Source organism: Marmoricola sp. RAF53 (genome assembly GCF_052114005.1).
Classification (GTDB): domain Bacteria; phylum Actinomycetota; class Actinomycetes; order Propionibacteriales; family Nocardioidaceae; genus Marmoricola.
The window spans coordinates 38,223-52,838 of sequence record NZ_JBFRDX010000010.1; the positions used below are offsets into that span (position 1 = coordinate 38,223).

Below are 14,616 nucleotides of genomic sequence, written 5' to 3' on the forward strand. Positions count from 1 at the left end.
GTTCTCGGAGGCCGCAGTGACCGGCACGGAGGCACCCGTCCTGGACCGCCTGCTCGACCGCAGCATCGTCGGCGGCTACACCAACATCGGCTACGCCCTGCGCCGCGGCCACTGGCCCGCAGATCCGGCGGAGGGGGCGCTGGCGGGCAGGCGCGCGCTCGTCACCGGCGCCGGGTCCGGTCTCGGCGAGGCGACCGCCCTCGGTCTGGCCAGGCTCGGCGCAACCGTGCACCTGCTGGGTCGCGACCCCGACCGGGTCCGTCCGGCGATGGCGCGGATCACCGACCGGCTCCGGCAGGAAGGCCGCGAAGCCGTGCTGCACGCCGAGGGGTGCGACGTGGCCGACCTCGCGCAGGTGCACCGCTTCGCGACCGCCTTCGCGGCGAGGCTGGCCGAGAACGGCGACGCGCTCGACGTCGTCGTGCACAACGCCGGCGTCCTGCCGTCCACCCGGACCACCTCGCCGGACGGTCACGAGCTGAGCCTGGCCACGCACGTGCTCGGACCGGTGCTGATGACCGACCTGCTGGCACCCGCCCTGCGCCGCAGCGCCACAGGTGCCCGCGTGATCCTGGTGAGCTCCGGCGGCATGTACACCCAGCCGCTGCCGCTGGCCGATCCCGAGTACCGGCAGGGCAGCTACCGGGGCGCCGTCGCCTACGCGCGCTCCAAGCGGGTCCAGGTCGAGATCGTGCCGCACCTGGCGCACCACCTCGAGGCCGAGAACGTCAGCGTCCACGTGATGCACCCGGGGTGGGCCGACACTCCGGGGGTCGCGGCGTCGCTGCCGGCGTTCCGCCTGCTGACCCGGCCGTTCCTGCGCACGAGCGCGCAGGGCGCCGACACCATCGTCTGGTTGGCCGCCGCACAACCGCCGCCGCCGGGCGGACTGCTCTGGCACGACCGCAGGCCCCGCCCGTTCAGCTACACCACCGCGACGACGGCGACCGAGGCCGACCGCGACGAGATCTGGTCCTGGGTGCGCGCCGCAGTCGCCGGCACGCCCGCGGCCTGACCGCGAGCCCACCGTCCGGAAAGACCGGGGCGCCTCTCCACCCAGACAGTAGGCTCGGCGCCGTGGAGAAGATCGACCGACAGATCCTGCGGCTGCTCACGGCAGACGGCCGGATGTCCTACACCGATCTCGGCAAGGCGACCGGACTGTCGACCTCGGCCGTGCACCAGCGCGTCAAGCGGCTCGAGGAGCGCGGCCTAATCATCGGCTACGGCGCCTCCGTGGACCACGCCAAGGCTGGCCGGCCGCTCACCGCGTTCGTGTCGATCACCCCGTTCGACCCGGCCGCGCCCGACGACTACCCCGAGCGGCTGCGTGGGATGCCCGAGGTCGAGAGCTGCTGGTCGGTGGCCGGCGAGGAGTCCTACATCCTCAAGATCCGGGTCGCGACGCCGGCCGACCTGGAGGTCCTGCTGGGCCGGATCCGCAATGCCGCGAACGTCTCGACCCGGACCACGATCGTGCTCTCCACGGCCTTCGAGAACCGTCCGATCGACTGACGGCCGCGCTCGAGATTGAGCGCGTGAGCAATTAGTTACGTCACGGCAACACGGTGACGTAACCGGGAAACATCCCCTCCCTAGCGTCCGGCGCAACCGCGGAGCACAGCGTCGTGCCCGGCCCGCACCGGCCCTCGGGGGCGCTCACGAGAGGGATCTCCCACCTTGAAGAAACTTCCCGCACGCACACTCATCGCGACCTCCGTCGCCCTGGCTGCTGCCCTCACCCTCGCCGGGTGCGGTGGCTCGAAGTCGGACTCGGCCACGGCGGCCAAGTCCTGCGTCGACACCTCCGGCGACTCGGTCAAGCTCGGCTTCCTGAACTCCACGAGCGGCGCGATGTCGATCAGCGAGCAGACGGTGCGCGACTCGCTGAAGCTGGCCGCGGAGGAGATCAACGCCGACGGCGGCATCCTCGGCAAGAAGATCGTCCCCGTCGAGGAGGACGGTGCCTCCGACCCGGCCGTCTTCGCGGAGAAGATCGGCAAGCTGCTGACCAGCGACTGCGTCGCGGCGGTCTTCGGCGGCTGGACCTCCGCGTCGCGCAAGGCGATGCTCCCGGTCGTCGAGGCCAACAACGGCCTGCTCTTCTACCCGGTCCAGTACGAGGGCCTGGAGGCGTCGAAGAACATCTACTACACCGGCGCCACCACCAACCAGCAGATCATCCCGGCGATGGACTTCCTCAAGTCCAAGGGCGTGAAGACGCTGTTCCTGGCCGGCTCGGACTACGTGTTCCCGCGGACCGCGAACAAGATCATCAAGCAGTACGCCAAGGAGCTCGGCATCGAGATCGTCGGCGAGGAGTACGTCCCGCTGGACAAGGACGACTGGTCGACCCAGGTCGCGAAGATCGTCAAGGCGAAGCCGGACTTCGTGTTCAACACCATCAACGGCTCCTCGAACGTGGGCTTCATCAAGGCCTACTACGACCAGGGCCTGAGCCCGAAGACCAGCCCGATCATCTCGGTCTCGATCGCCGAGGAGGAGGCGCCGGCCATGGGCAAGAACGTCACCGGCCAGTACGCCGCCTGGAACTACTTCCAGTCCGTGAAGTCGCCGACCAACGACACCTTCATCAAGGCTTTCCAGGCCAAGTACCCGGGCCGGCCCACGTCGGACCCGATGGAGGCGGCGTACACGTCGCTCTACCTCTACAAGAACATCGTGGAGAAGGCCGGCTCGTTCGACGTCGACAAGGTGAACGCGGCCTCCGGCGGGGTCACCTTCGACGCTCCCGAGGGCACGGTCACGATCAACGGCGAGAACCACCACATCGCCAAGACCGCGCTGATCGGCAAGATCAACTCCGACAACCAGTTCGACATCGTCTGGTCGTCGGGCAAGCCGATCGAGCCCGACCCGTTCCTGAAGAACTACCCCTGGTGGGACCCGAGCGCGTCCTGACCCGATGACGGGGACCGTCCCGCCACCTCCGTGGTGGCGGGACGGTGCCCGGTCCACTCACCCCCTCCAGGAGCCTGCATGGAATCGATCACCACTCCCCTGCTCACCGGCACCTCCACCGGCGCGATCCTGCTCATCGCCGCGCTCGGACTCGCCCTCACCTTCGGACAGATGGGCGTCATCAACATGGCGCACGGCGAGTTCCTGATGGCCGGCGCCTACGCGACGTACCTGACCCAGCAGGTGGTCCCCAGCACGGGCGCGTCGCTCCTCGTCGCGATCCCGGTCGCGTTCCTCATCGGTGGCGCGCTCGGACTGCTCGTCGAGGGGGCCGTCATCCGCTGGATGTACCACCGGCCGCTGGACACGCTGCTCGCGACCGTCGGCGTCGGCATGGTGCTCCAGCAGCTCGCCAAGGACGTCTTCGGCGCGCAGGGCGACTCGGTCTTCACCCCGGGCTGGCTCGACGGGCACCTCACCGTGTTCGGGTACAACTGGCCCTACGTCAGCATGTTCACCATCGCGCTGTCGCTGGCCGGGCTCGGGGCGCTCGCGGCGCTGCTGCGCTACACCGCGTTCGGCCGCCGGATCCGGGCGACCGTGCAGAACCGCGACCTCGCCGAGACCGTCGGCGTGGCCACCCGCGGCGTCGACCGGATGACGTTCTTCGTCGGCTCCGGCCTCGCCGGTGTCGGCGGCGTCGCCATCGCGCTGAGCGGCGGCACCAACCCGAACCTCGGCTCCACGTACATCATCCCGGCGTTCCTGGTGGTCGTCGTCGGCGGCCTCGGCCAGCTCCGCGGCACCGTGATCGCCGCCTTCTCGATCGGGATCCTGATGGCCTACCTGACCCGCTGGTCCAGCGCGAGCATGGCGCAGGTCGTGATGCTCCTGCTCATCGTCGTCTTCCTCCAGATCAGGCCGCAGGGCCTGTTCACGGTCCGCACCCGGGGGCTGGCATGAGTCCGCAGAAGCTCCGTCCGTACCTCCCGCTGCTCGGTATCGCCGTCCTGGCCGTGCTCCTGCTCGTCGTCGCGCCCGCGGTGCTGAGCCCCTTCCGGCTCGGCAACCTCGGCAAGTACTGCGCCTGGGCGATCGCCGCGGTCGGCATCGGCCTCGCCTGGGGCCGCGGCGGCATGCTCGTCATGGGGCAGGGCCTCTTCTTCGGGCTCGGCGGCTACGCGATGGCGATGCACCTCAAGCTGGAGGCGGCGATGGCCACCGGCGGACCGCACGCCATCCCCGACTTCATGACCCTGTACGGCGACGCCACCATGCCCGGCTGGTGGGAGCCGTTCCGCAGCTCGGCGTTCACGCTGGCCGTGATCGTGCTGCTCCCGGCGGTGATCGCCGGCGCGCTCGGTTTCGCCATCTTCAAGCGCCGCGTCAAGGGCGCCTACTTCGCGATCCTGAGCCAGGCCCTGGCGGTCGCGTTCGCGACCCTGCTGATCGCCACCATCAAGCAGACCGGCGGGTTCAACGGCCTCAACAACTTCACCTCGTTCTTCGGCTACAACCTCTACGACCCGGCGAACAAGCAGTTCCTCTTCACCATCGCCGCGGGTCTGCTGATCGGGTGCCTGCTGGTCGCCTGGCAGCTGTACCGCAGCCGGTTCGGCGAGCTGCTGATCGCGACCCGGGACGCCGAGGAACGGGTCCGGTTCCTCGGCCACGACCCGGCGAACATCAAGCTGGTCGCGTTCGTGGTCGCGGCGGTGATGGCCAGCATGGGCGGAGCGATGTTCGCCCCGATCGCCGGCATCATCTCGCCCTCGGACGTGGACGCCACCGCCTCGATCATGCTCATCGCCGGTGTCGCGCTCGGTGGTCGCGCCTCGCTCTTCGGGCCGGCGCTCGGGGCGCTGGCCGTCGGCTACGGCCGGTCCGCACTGTCGGAGTCCTTCCCGAACCAGTGGAGCTACTTCCAGGGGGCGCTGTTCATCCTGGTGATGCTCCTGGTCCCGGCCGGACTCACCTCGCTCCTCCCCCGGCTCTGGGGTGCCCTGACCCGACTCAGGCCCGGAAAGCGGGCGATGGAGGTGCAGACCGCATGACGGCACCGGACGAGCTCGGCGTCGACTACCTGGAGGTCCGCGGACTCACGGTCGACTTCGACGGCTTCAAGGCGGTCGACGACGTCGACCTGACGCTCCTCCAGGGGCGGCTGCACTTCCTGATCGGGCCGAACGGGGCCGGCAAGACGACCCTGGTGGACGCCCTCACCGGGCTGGTGCCGGCGACCGGGCTGGCCCGGTACCGCAACCGGGACCTCCTCGCCCTGAAGTCGCACCAGATCGTGCGCGCCGGGATCGGGCGCACCTTCCAGACGGCGACGGTGTTCGAGCAGCTCAGCGTGCTGCAGAACCTCGACATCGCCGGGGGCGTGCACCGCAAGGCCTGGCGGATGCCGTTCGCGCGGCGGGGCGTCCCGGACTACGTGGAGCACGCGCTGGAGACGATCGGCCTCACCGACCTCCGGGACCGGCCCGCGGGGATCCTCGCGCACGGGCAGAAGCAGTGGCTCGAGATCGGGATGCTGCTGGTCCAGGACGCCAAGGTGATGTTCCTCGACGAGACCGTCGCCGGGATGAGCCAGGAGGAGCGCGAGGCGACCGGCGAGCTGCTGCGCCGGATCGGACAGGAGCGGACCACGGTGATCATCGAGCACGACATGAACTTCGTCCGCAGCTTCGCCGACGTGGTCACCGTGATGCACGCCGGCAAGGTCCTCGCGGAGGGATCCCTCGCCGAGATCCAGGCCGACGCCCGGGTCCAGGAGGTCTACCTCGGCCGGGCCGCCACGGCGATCGAGGAGGGGGTCTGATGCTCGAGCTGCGCAATGTCACCGCCGGGTACTCCCGGGCCGCGGTGCTGCACGACGTCACCATCACCGTGCCCGCCGGCCAGGCGGTCGCGATCACCGGGCACAACGGCGCCGGCAAGACCACGCTGCTGCGCACCGCGGTCGGGCTGCTCCCGGCGAAGAAGGGCCGGATCCTGCTCGACGGGGAGGACGTCACCCGGGTGCCGACCAACAAGCGGGTCCGCGCCGGTATCGGCTACGTCCCGCAGGGGCAGCTCTGCTTCGGGCAGATGACGACGCTGGAGAACCTCCAGCTCGTCGACACCGCGCCCGCCGCGATCGAGGAGGTGCTCGACATCTTCCCGGCGCTGAAGGACCTGCTCGGCCGGCGCGCCGGTCTGCTCTCCGGCGGTCAGCGCCAGCAGCTCTCCATCGCCCGGACGTTGCTCACCAAGCCGCGGATGCTGATCCTCGACGAGCCCACCGAGGGCATCCAGCCCAACGTCGTCGCCGAGATCGAGCGGGTCATCACCGAGCTCACCCGGCGCGGAGACCTGTCGGTGCTCCTGGTCGAGCAGCACGTCGGGTTCGCCCTCCGGGCCACCGACCGGTACTACGTCCTGGAGTCCGGCCGGATCACGGCGACCGGCGAGGGCGGCGCCGGTGCGGTCGACGCCGTGCGCTCGGCGATGGCGGTCTGAGCATGCACCTGACCCCCGCCGACACCGAGAAGCTGCTCCTCGCCGTGGCCGGGATGGTCGCCCGCGACCGGCTGTCCCGGGGCGTGCGGCTCAACTACCCCGAGGCCGTCGCGCTGCTCAGCACCTGGGTGATCGAACGCGCCCGCGACGGCATCGGGGTGGCCGACCTGATGGAGCTGGGCCGGGAGGTGCTCACCCGCGACCAGGTGATGCCGGACGTCGCCGCGATGCTCACCGACGTCCAGGTCGAGGCCACCTTCCCCGACGGCCGCAAGCTCGTCACCATCCACCAACCGATCGTCTGAGGAGCGCCCATGGCTCACCTGTCCTCCGGCCCCGGCGAGATCCGGTGCGGACCCGGGACCGTCGTCCTGAACGCCGACCGCTCCCCCGAGGAGCGCCGCACCTTGGTGATCGTGAACACCGGCGACCGGCCGGTGCAGATCGGCTCGCACGTGCACCTCGCCGACGTGAACGCGGCGCTCTCCTTCGACCGCGACGCGGCCGCGGGGTTCCGCCTCGACATCCCGTCGGGGACGAGCCGCCGGTTCGAGCCGGGCGCTTCTCGCGAGGTCGACACCGTCGCCCTGCGCGGGCGTCGCATCGTCCCGGGGATCCAGGTCCGGGCCGATGGTTGAGATCACCCGCGGCGAGTACGCCGCCCTCTACGGCCCGACCACCGGCGACCAGGTCCGTCTCGGCGACACCGATCTCTGGATCGAGGTCACCGAGGACCTCACCTTCGGCGGCGAGGAGGCGGTCTTCGGCGGCGGCAAGTCGATCCGCGAGTCGATGGCCCAGTCCACCCTGTCGCGGGCCGGCGGCGCCCTCGACAGCGTGATCACGAACGTGGTCGTGCTCGACCACACCGGGATCGTCCGCGCCGACGTCGGCATCCGGGACGGCCGGATCGTCGCCCTCGGCCGAGCCGGCAACCCGGACATCGCCGACGGCGTGCACCCGGCCCTGGTGATCGGCCCGTCCACCGACGTCATCTCCGGGGAGGGGAAGATCCTCACCGCCGGCGGGATCGACGTGCACGTGCACTTCCTCTCCCGCTCGCAGATCCACGAGGCGCTGGCGACCGGGATCACGACGGTCGGCGGGGGCGGGACCGGTCCCTCGGAAGGCTCGAAGGCCACCACGGTGACGCCCGGCGCCTGGCACCTCCGGACGGTGCACCGGGCGCTGGACCCGCTGCCGGTCAACGTCCTCCTCATGGGCAAGGGCAACACCGTCTCGGCCGAGGGGCTGGCCGAGCAGGCGCTGGCCGGCGCGGCGGCGTACAAGGTGCACGAGGACTGGGGCTCGACGCCGGCGGCGATCGACGCCGCCCTCCGCGCGGCCGACGAGTTCGGGCTCCAGGTCGCGCTGCACTCCGACAGCCTCAACGAGGCCGGGTTCCTGGAGTCCACCCTGGCCGCGATCGGCGGGCGCTCGATCCACGCCTTCCACGCCGAGGGGGCGGGCGGCGGTCACGCGCCGGACATCGTCCGGGTCGCCGGGCAGCCGCACGTGATCCCGGGGTCGACCAACCCGACCCTGCCGCACACGGTCAACACCGTGGCCGAGCACCTCGACATGCTGATGGTCTGCCACCACCTGAACCCGCGGGTCCCCGAGGACCTGGCCTTCGCCGAGTCCCGGATCCGGGCCACGACGATCGCGGCCGAGGACGTCCTGCACGACCTGGGCGCGATGTCGATCACCTCCTCCGACGCCCAGGCGATGGGCCGGATCGGCGAGGTGATCACCCGAACCTGGCAGGTCGCGCACGTGATGAAGCACCGCCGCGGCCCGCTCGGCACCGGGCCGGCCGACAACGACCGGGCGCTGCGCTACGTCGCCAAGTACACGATCAACCCGGCGATCGCCCACGGGATCGATCACGAGGTCGGCTCCGTCGAGCCCGGCAAGCTCGCCGACCTGGTGCTCTGGGACCCGCGGTTCTTCGGCGTGCGCCCGTCCGTCGTCCTCAAGGGCGGCGCGCTCGTGTACGCCGCCCTCGGCGACCCGAACGCGTCCATCCCGACGCCGCAGCCGGTGCTGATGCGACCCACCCTGGTGGACGCCGACGGGGCCGACCACGCGGTCACCTTCGTGGCTCCCGCCGCCCTGGACGACGGGCTCGCCGGCCGGCTGGGGCTGCGACGCCGRCTCGCCGCGGTGCGCCCGACCCGCGACGTCGGGAAGGCCGACATGGTCCACAACGACGCCCTGCCGAGGATCGACGTCAACCCCTCCACGTTCGCGATCAGGATCGACGGCGAGCTCGTCGTCCCGTCGCCGGCCGAGGAGCTCCCGCTGGCCCGGCTCTACGCGATGTTCTGAGGCCGCCGTGGATCCTGTCGACCCGCTCACCCGCCTGCTGCTGCTCGCCGACGCCCGGCTCCCGGTGGCCGGCCACACCCAGTCGGGGAACCTCGAACCAGCGCTGCGCGACGGGCTCCGCCCCGCGGACATCCCCGGCTACCTGGTGACCCGGCTGCGCACGGTCACCCGGGTGGAGGCGGCCACAGCGGTGGTCACGCTGCACCGGCTGCGCGGCGGTGAGCCGCTGGACGCGGTGGTCGCGGCCTGGGCGGCCCGCACGCCGAGCCCGGCGATGCGGGCCAACGCGCACGCGATGGGCGCGGCCCAGCTGCGGCTCGCCCGGTCGCTGTGGCCGGGCTGCGCCGGCCTGCGGGCGGTCACGGACCTGGCCGTGGTGCCTCGGGCGGTCGCCGTCGGGGTGGTCGCCGACGCCGCGACGCTCCCACCGGGCGCCCTCGCCCGGCTGGTCGGCTACGACGACGTCCAGACGGTCGCCGCGGCCGCCCTGAAGCTCGCCCCGCTGGACCCCRCCGAGACCACCCGCTGGGTCCTCGGCGCCCTCCCGGAGGTCGAGCGGCTCGCCGCCGCGGTCGCCGGGCTCACCGACCCCGAGGACATCCCGGCCTCGGGCGCACCCCAGATCGAGGCGTGGGCCGAAGCCCATTCCCGACAGACCAGGAGGTTGTTCAGTGCCTGAGAACCCTGCCCCCTTCGCCGGCCCCATCCCCGGCACCTTCCCCGGCCCCCTCCCCGGCCCCGCCCGTTCACTCCGGCTCGGCGTCTGCGGTCCGGTCGGCACCGGCAAGAGCTCGATCATCGGGCTGCTCTGCCGCGAGCTCTCCGCCGAGCTCGCGATGGCCGTCGTCACCAACGACATCTACACCGACGAGGACGCCCGGATGCTCCGCGCCGCGGGCGTGCTCGCCGAGGACCGGATCAGGGCCGTCGAGACCGGGGCCTGCCCGCACACCGCGATCCGCGACGACATCACGGCCAACCTGATGGCGGTCGAGGCGCTCGAGGCCGAGTACGACCCGCTCGACCTGGTCCTGGTCGAATCCGGCGGCGACAACCTCACGGCCACGTTCTCCCCCGCGCTCGTCGACGCCCAGCTCTTCGTCCTCGACGTGGCCGGCGGCGGCGACGTGGCCCGCAAGGGCGGTCCCGGGATCGAGCGGGCCGACCTGCTCGTCATCAACAAGACCGACCTGGCGCCGTACGTCGGGGTCGACCGGGACGCGATGGTGGCCGACGCGAGCCGGGCCCGCGAGGGCGCGTCCGTGGTCGCGCTCTCCCGGCACGACCCGGACTCCGTCGCCGCCCTGGTCGGCTGGGTGCGCGACCGGCTCACCGCGTTCCGCGCCGGCGACCTCGTCCCGGTCGACCCGGGTCCGATGGCCCCGCACTTCCACGCCGAGGACCACGACCACCCGCACACCCACACCCATGACCACGACCGCGCATCCGTCTGAGCCCGCCCTGGCCGGCCTGGCCCGCACCGAGGTCGAGGTACGGCGCGACCCCGACGGCGGCCGGGTCCGGGTCCGCCTGCGCAGTGGCCGGGACGGCCCGTCCGTCCGCCCGGTGCTGACCGGGTCCGACCACCGGTCGGCCAGCGTGGCCCTGGTCCCGGACGGCGCCCTGCTGCTGGCCGGCGACGAGGTCGAGATCGCGGTCGACGTGGGCCCCGGGGTCGTGCTCACGCTCACCGAGCCCGGCGGGACGGTCGCCTACCCGATGGCCGGCGGCCGGGCCCGGTGGTCGGTCGAGGTCCGGGTCGCCGACGGAGCCTGCCTGCGCTGGCACGGGATGCCCTTCGTCTCCACCGCCGCTTCCGACACGCGACGCACGCTGGACGTCGCGCTGACCGGGACGGCGGTTCTCGTCCTGCGCGAGACCCTCGTCCTCGGGCGGCACCGGGAACCGGGCGGGCGGATCGACAGCCGGACGTCGGTGCTCCGGGACGGCGTACCGGTCCTCCGCGAGGACCTGCTCCTCGACGCCGACGCCCACCAGCCCGGGATCCTCGGCCCGGGCCGGGTGCTCGACCAGGTGCTGGCGATCGGCGTCCCGGACCTGCCGGCGACGCCGCAGCGCCTCGACCTCGCCGGCACCGGGGTGCTGTACCGGGCGATCGGGCCGGAGACGCACGCGACCAGGTTCGACGGGCTCTGGGGGCCCGTCGAGCAGGCGTGGCGTCAGTCGGTCACCGAGGAGTAGGCGACGACACCGCGACGCAGCCGCGCGGCCGTCTCGTGCGCCTTCTCGCGGAAGGCGGGGTCGCCCGAGGCCGTCCCGATCTGGCCCGCCAGGTCGAGCAGCTGCTTGACCCAGCGGACGAAGTCGCCCGCCGCGAGACCGGTCGCGTCCAGGACCTCGTCCAGGTCGTCTCCCTCGGCCCACCGGTACGCCGCCCAGCAGAACCCGAAGTCCGGCTCGCGGAGCTTGTCCAGCTTGTGCTCGCGCTCGAGCGCGTCCAGGTCCGCCCAGAGGGTCGTCATCTCCTTGAGCACGTCGCGGACCGGACCGCCCGGGAGCCGCGGCGAGTCGGCGTCGTCGGCGCGGCGGGCCTCGAAGACCAGCGCGGAGAGGACGGCGGCGAGCTGGCTCGGGTCCAGGTCGTCCCAGAGCCCGAGCCGGAGCGACTCGGCGGTGACCAGGTCCATCTCGTTGTAGATCCGCATCAGCGTCCGGCCGCGCGCGGTGACGGTGTCCCCGTCCAGGTAGTCCAGCGCGGTGAGCACCTCGCAGACCCGGTCGAACTGGCGCGCGATGGTGTTGGTCCGCTGCTCGATGCGGCGCCGCAGCGTGCGGGAGTCCCGGTCGAGCTTGTACCAGCGCTCCATCCAGCGGGCGTGGTCCTCGCGGTCCGGGCAGGCGTGGCACGGGTGCTGGCGGAGCTGGGCGCGGAGCGCGTCGATCCGCTCCGAGCCGTCGGCCGGAGCGGGCCCGCGACCGTGCCCTCGACCGTCCCCGGTCCGGCTGCTCTCCGGCGGCGGCGTCAGGTTGTGCGTCCGGATCTTCAGGGTGGTCGCCAGGTCGCGCCGTGCCTGGGCGTTGCGGCCGTTGAAGTTCTTCGGCACCTTCATCCGGGTCCACGGCACCACCGGGACCGGGAAGTCCGTGATCGAGAGCCGGCGGGCGTGCCGGTCGGCGGTGAGGACGTAGGGGCGCGGTCCCTCACGGTCGGTGGCCTGGCCCGGGTCGAGCACCACGGCGACGCCTGCGAACCGGCCGCCCGGCACCTCGATGACGTCACCGGGGCGCAACGCCTCCAGCGAGGCGATCACCTCGGAGCGGCGGTCCTGCCGGCGCGCCTTCGCCAGGCCCGCCTCGGTGTCGGAGAGCTCGCGGCGCAGGCGCGCGTACTCGGCGAAGTCGCCGAGGTCGCAGGCGGCTGCCTCGGCGTACCCGGCGAGGGCCTCGTCGCTCTTGCGCAGCTGGCGGGCGAGCCCGACGACGGCCTTGTCGGCCTGGAACTGGGCGAAGGACGACTCCAGCAGCTCGCGGGCCCGCTCGCGGCCGAACTGGTGCACCAGGTTGACCGCCATGTTGTACGACGGCGCGAACGACGAGCGCAGCGGGTAGGTCCGCGTCGAGGCCAGACCGGCGACCGACTTGGGCTCCAGGCCGGGCTGGTAGAGCACCACGCCGTGGCCCTCGACGTCGATGCCGCGGCGACCGGCGCGGCCGGTGAGCTGGGTGTACTCCCCCGGCGTGATGTCGGCGTGCGTCTCGCCGTTCCACTTGGACAGCTTCTCGATGACCACGGACCGGGCCGGCATGTTGATGCCGAGCGCGAGGGTCTCGGTGGCGAAGACGACGCGGCACAGCCCGCGCAGGAACAGCTCCTCGACGCACTCCTTGAACGTCGGCAGCATGCCGGCGTGGTGGGCGGCGATGCCGCGGGTGAGCCCGTCGAGGAACTCGTGGTAGCCGAGGACCTGGAGGTCCTCCTCGGGCAGGTTCGCACAGCGCTCCTGCACGAACGCGAAGATCTCGTCGCGCTCGGCCGGCGTGGTCAACCGCAGGTTCGCGTTCAGGCACTGCTGCACCGCGGCGTCGCAGCCGACCCGGCTGAAGATGAAGTAGATCGCCGGCAGCAGGCCCGCGCGCTCCAGCTGGACCACGACGTCGGCGCGGCTCGGGACCCAGACCCGCCGGCCGTTGCCGGACTGCCGCGACCGGTCGGGACGGCGCTGCCCCTTCGGCGAGCGACGGTCCCGCATCCGGCCGCTCGCGAAGTCGTCCCGCGCCACCCGGAGCAGCTGCGGGTTCACCTTCTCCTCACCGGGGGCGGACGGGCGCTCGTCGGAGAACAGGTCGAACAGCTTCCGGCCGACCAGGACGTGCTGGTACAGCGGAACCGGCCGCTTCTCCTCTACGATCGTGGTGGTCTCGCCACGGACGGTGCCCAGCCACTCGCCGAACTCCTCGGCGTTGCTGACGGTCGCGGAGAGCGAGACCAGGGCCACCGACTCGGGCAGGTGGATGATCACCTCCTCCCAGACGGCGCCGCGGGCGCGGTCGGCCAGGTAGTGCACCTCGTCCATCACGACGTAGCCGAGTCCGACGAGCGTCCGGGAGCCGGCGTAGAGCATGTTGCGGAGCACCTCGGTGGTCATCACCACCACGGGCGCGTCGCCGTTGATGCTGTTGTCGCCGGTGAGCAGGCCGACGTTCTCGGCGCCGTACCGGTCGACGAGGTCGTTGAACTTCTGGTTCGACAGCGCCTTGATCGGGGTCGTGTAGAAGCACTTGCGCCCGGACTCCAGGGCGAGGTGCACGGCGAACTCGCCGACGATCGTCTTGCCGGACCCGGTGGGCGCCGCGACCAGGACGGACTGCCCCTCCTCGAGAACCTGGCAGGCGCGGACCTGGAAGTCGTCCAGGCCGAACTCGTAGTGCGAGGCGAAGTCGGCCAGGCGCGGGTGCCCCTGGTTCCGGCGGAACCGCGCGTACTGCTCCGCCGGGGACGTCACGGGACCAGGACCTTCAGGGCGTTCGGCGCCACTTCGACGGTCAGCGGGAGCGCGGCGATCCGTTCGCCGTCCGCGTAGGCGACGATGCCGGGCGCCGCGACCGTGATCGTCCGGCCCGTGTACCGGTGCACCTTCGGGTGGCCGAGGTGGCTCCCGGTCCGCAGCTTCGGGAAGGTCCGGATCAGCTCGGTCCTGCTCATCGGGTCGATGGCGATCACGTCGAGCAGCCCGTCGTCCATCAGGGCGCCGTCGGTGATCCGCATCCCGCCACCGAAGGACGGCCCGTTGCCGACCGCGACCATCATCGCGTCGAACCGGTGCTGCACCCCGTCGACCTCGAGCACGTAGGGCAGCGGCTTGAAGGTCCGCAGCTCGGCGAGGGTGGCCAGGTTGTAGCGCATCTGGCCCTTCGGCCAGGTCATCGCGTTGGCGCGCTCGTTGACGACCGCGTCGAAGCCCGCGGCGAGCACGGTCACGTAGTAGCGGTGCCCGATCCGGGCCAGGTCGATGCTGCGCTCCCGACCGCCGATGATGACGTCGGTCGCGGCGAGCGGGTCGGTGCGGGGCAGGTCGAGGTTGCGGGCCACGTCGTTGCCGGTGCCGGCCGGTACGACGCCGAGCCGGGTCTGCGTCCCCGCGAGCACCTGGACGGCCAGGTGGATCATCCCGTCGCCGCCGATCACGACCAGCGTGTCGACCCCGTCGGCCACGCACGCCCGGGCCAGGTCGGAGGCTTCGTCGGCGTTGCGGCCCTGCAGCTCGCGGACGGCGTACCCGGCGTCGCGCAGGCGCGGCGCGACGACGTCGCTGACACGTCCCCCCTTGCCCTTGCCGGACGTCGGGTTCGTCAGCAGGGCGATCTCCTTGCGCACACCCGAACCCTATCGGGCCGCCG

Annotated in this window: 15 protein-coding genes; 13 read left to right on the plus strand and 2 right to left on the minus strand. The window is 72.0% G+C overall.

What is annotated here, in order from left to right; all coding sequences use genetic code 11:
• Window positions 1-16: 16 nt before the first annotated feature.
• The 13 genes from AB4Y76_RS10990 to AB4Y76_RS11050 all read left to right on the plus strand — a co-directional run bounded on the left by AB4Y76_RS10990 (window position 17) and on the right by AB4Y76_RS11050 (window position 10,959).
• Window positions 17-1,015 carry an SDR family NAD(P)-dependent oxidoreductase gene (locus AB4Y76_RS10990; protein ID WP_441925096.1) on the plus strand — a complete coding sequence of 333 codons (999 nt, stop codon included), beginning with the start codon at window positions 17-19 and terminating at the stop codon, window positions 1,013-1,015.
• Window positions 1,016-1,077: 62 nt separating this feature from the next.
• The gene (locus AB4Y76_RS10995) at window positions 1,078-1,515 is read left to right on the plus strand and encodes an Lrp/AsnC family transcriptional regulator (RefSeq protein ID WP_441925098.1); all 438 of its coding nucleotides are present in this window, start codon (window positions 1,078-1,080) and stop codon (window positions 1,513-1,515) included.
• Window positions 1,516-1,680: 165 nt separating this feature from the next.
• On the plus strand, window positions 1,681-2,922 hold the full coding sequence (urtA, locus tag AB4Y76_RS11000) for an urea ABC transporter substrate-binding protein (RefSeq protein WP_441925100.1): 1,242 nt from the start codon (window positions 1,681-1,683) through the stop codon (window positions 2,920-2,922).
• Window positions 2,923-3,000: 78 nt separating this feature from the next.
• The gene (gene urtB, locus AB4Y76_RS11005; RefSeq protein ID WP_441925102.1) at window positions 3,001-3,885 is read left to right on the plus strand and encodes an urea ABC transporter permease subunit UrtB; all 885 of its coding nucleotides are present in this window, start codon (window positions 3,001-3,003) and stop codon (window positions 3,883-3,885) included.
• Window positions 3,882-4,976, plus strand: a complete 1,095-nt coding sequence (gene urtC, locus AB4Y76_RS11010) for an urea ABC transporter permease subunit UrtC (RefSeq protein ID WP_441925104.1) — start codon at window positions 3,882-3,884, stop codon at window positions 4,974-4,976. Before urtB ends, urtC begins: the two co-directional genes overlap by 4 nt.
• Window positions 4,973-5,746: an urea ABC transporter ATP-binding protein UrtD gene (urtD, locus tag AB4Y76_RS11015; protein ID WP_441925106.1), complete on the plus strand. Its 774-nt coding sequence runs from the start codon at window positions 4,973-4,975 to the stop codon at window positions 5,744-5,746. Before urtC ends, urtD begins: the two co-directional genes overlap by 4 nt.
• Entirely contained in the window at window positions 5,746-6,426 is a 681-nt protein-coding gene (locus AB4Y76_RS11020) for an ATP-binding cassette domain-containing protein (protein WP_441925108.1), read from the plus strand. The genes urtD and AB4Y76_RS11020 overlap by 1 nt, the downstream gene beginning before the upstream one ends.
• A gap of 2 nt (window positions 6,427-6,428) precedes the next feature.
• Window positions 6,429-6,731, plus strand: coding sequence for an urease subunit gamma (locus tag AB4Y76_RS11025; RefSeq protein WP_441925110.1), 303 nt, complete (start codon window positions 6,429-6,431; stop codon window positions 6,729-6,731).
• A gap of 9 nt (window positions 6,732-6,740) precedes the next feature.
• The gene (gene ureB / locus AB4Y76_RS11030) at window positions 6,741-7,064 is read left to right on the plus strand and encodes an urease subunit beta (RefSeq protein WP_441925112.1); all 324 of its coding nucleotides are present in this window, start codon (window positions 6,741-6,743) and stop codon (window positions 7,062-7,064) included.
• Window positions 7,057-8,757, plus strand: coding sequence for an urease subunit alpha (locus AB4Y76_RS11035; protein ID WP_441925114.1), 1,701 nt, complete (start codon window positions 7,057-7,059; stop codon window positions 8,755-8,757). Before ureB ends, AB4Y76_RS11035 begins: the two co-directional genes overlap by 8 nt.
• Window positions 8,758-8,764: 7 nt before the next feature.
• Window positions 8,765-9,436, plus strand: coding sequence for an urease accessory UreF family protein (locus AB4Y76_RS11040; RefSeq protein WP_441925116.1), 672 nt, complete (start codon window positions 8,765-8,767; stop codon window positions 9,434-9,436).
• Window positions 9,429-10,211: an urease accessory protein UreG gene (gene ureG, locus AB4Y76_RS11045; RefSeq protein ID WP_441925118.1), complete on the plus strand. Its 783-nt coding sequence runs from the start codon at window positions 9,429-9,431 to the stop codon at window positions 10,209-10,211. Before AB4Y76_RS11040 ends, ureG begins: the two co-directional genes overlap by 8 nt.
• Window positions 10,186-10,959, plus strand: coding sequence for an urease accessory protein UreD (locus AB4Y76_RS11050; RefSeq protein ID WP_441925120.1), 774 nt, complete (start codon window positions 10,186-10,188; stop codon window positions 10,957-10,959). The genes ureG and AB4Y76_RS11050 overlap by 26 nt, the downstream gene beginning before the upstream one ends.
• On the opposite strand, the gene AB4Y76_RS11055 is transcribed toward AB4Y76_RS11050, so the two are convergent.
• Together AB4Y76_RS11055 and AB4Y76_RS11060 are read right to left on the minus strand one after the other, a co-directional pair.
• Window positions 10,938-13,721 carry a DEAD/DEAH box helicase gene (locus AB4Y76_RS11055; RefSeq protein WP_441925122.1) on the minus strand — a complete coding sequence of 928 codons (2,784 nt, stop codon included), beginning with the start codon at window positions 13,719-13,721 and terminating at the stop codon, window positions 10,938-10,940. The genes AB4Y76_RS11050 and AB4Y76_RS11055 overlap by 22 nt on opposite strands.
• Entirely contained in the window at window positions 13,718-14,593 is an 876-nt protein-coding gene (locus AB4Y76_RS11060; protein WP_441925124.1) for a diacylglycerol kinase, read from the minus strand. Before AB4Y76_RS11060 ends, AB4Y76_RS11055 begins: the two co-directional genes overlap by 4 nt.
• Window positions 14,594-14,616: the final 23 nt, after the last annotated feature.

Bases quoted from the DNA above. Each gene is read 5' to 3' on its own strand.
- urtB (WP_441925102.1), top strand. From the start codon at position 3,001: ATGGAATCGATCACCACTCCCCTGCTCACCGGCACCTCCACCGGCGCG.
- AB4Y76_RS11020 (WP_441925108.1), top strand. From the start codon at position 5,746: ATGCTCGAGCTGCGCAATGTCACCGCCGGGTACTCCCGGGCCGCGGTG.
- urtC (WP_441925104.1), top strand. From the start codon at position 3,882: ATGAGTCCGCAGAAGCTCCGTCCGTACCTCCCGCTGCTCGGTATCGCC.
- urtD (WP_441925106.1), top strand. From the start codon at position 4,973: ATGACGGCACCGGACGAGCTCGGCGTCGACTACCTGGAGGTCCGCGGA.
- AB4Y76_RS11025 (WP_441925110.1), top strand. From the start codon at position 6,429: ATGCACCTGACCCCCGCCGACACCGAGAAGCTGCTCCTCGCCGTGGCC.
- AB4Y76_RS11050 (WP_441925120.1), top strand. From the start codon at position 10,186: ATGACCACGACCGCGCATCCGTCTGAGCCCGCCCTGGCCGGCCTGGCC.
- ureB (WP_441925112.1), top strand. From the start codon at position 6,741: ATGGCTCACCTGTCCTCCGGCCCCGGCGAGATCCGGTGCGGACCCGGG.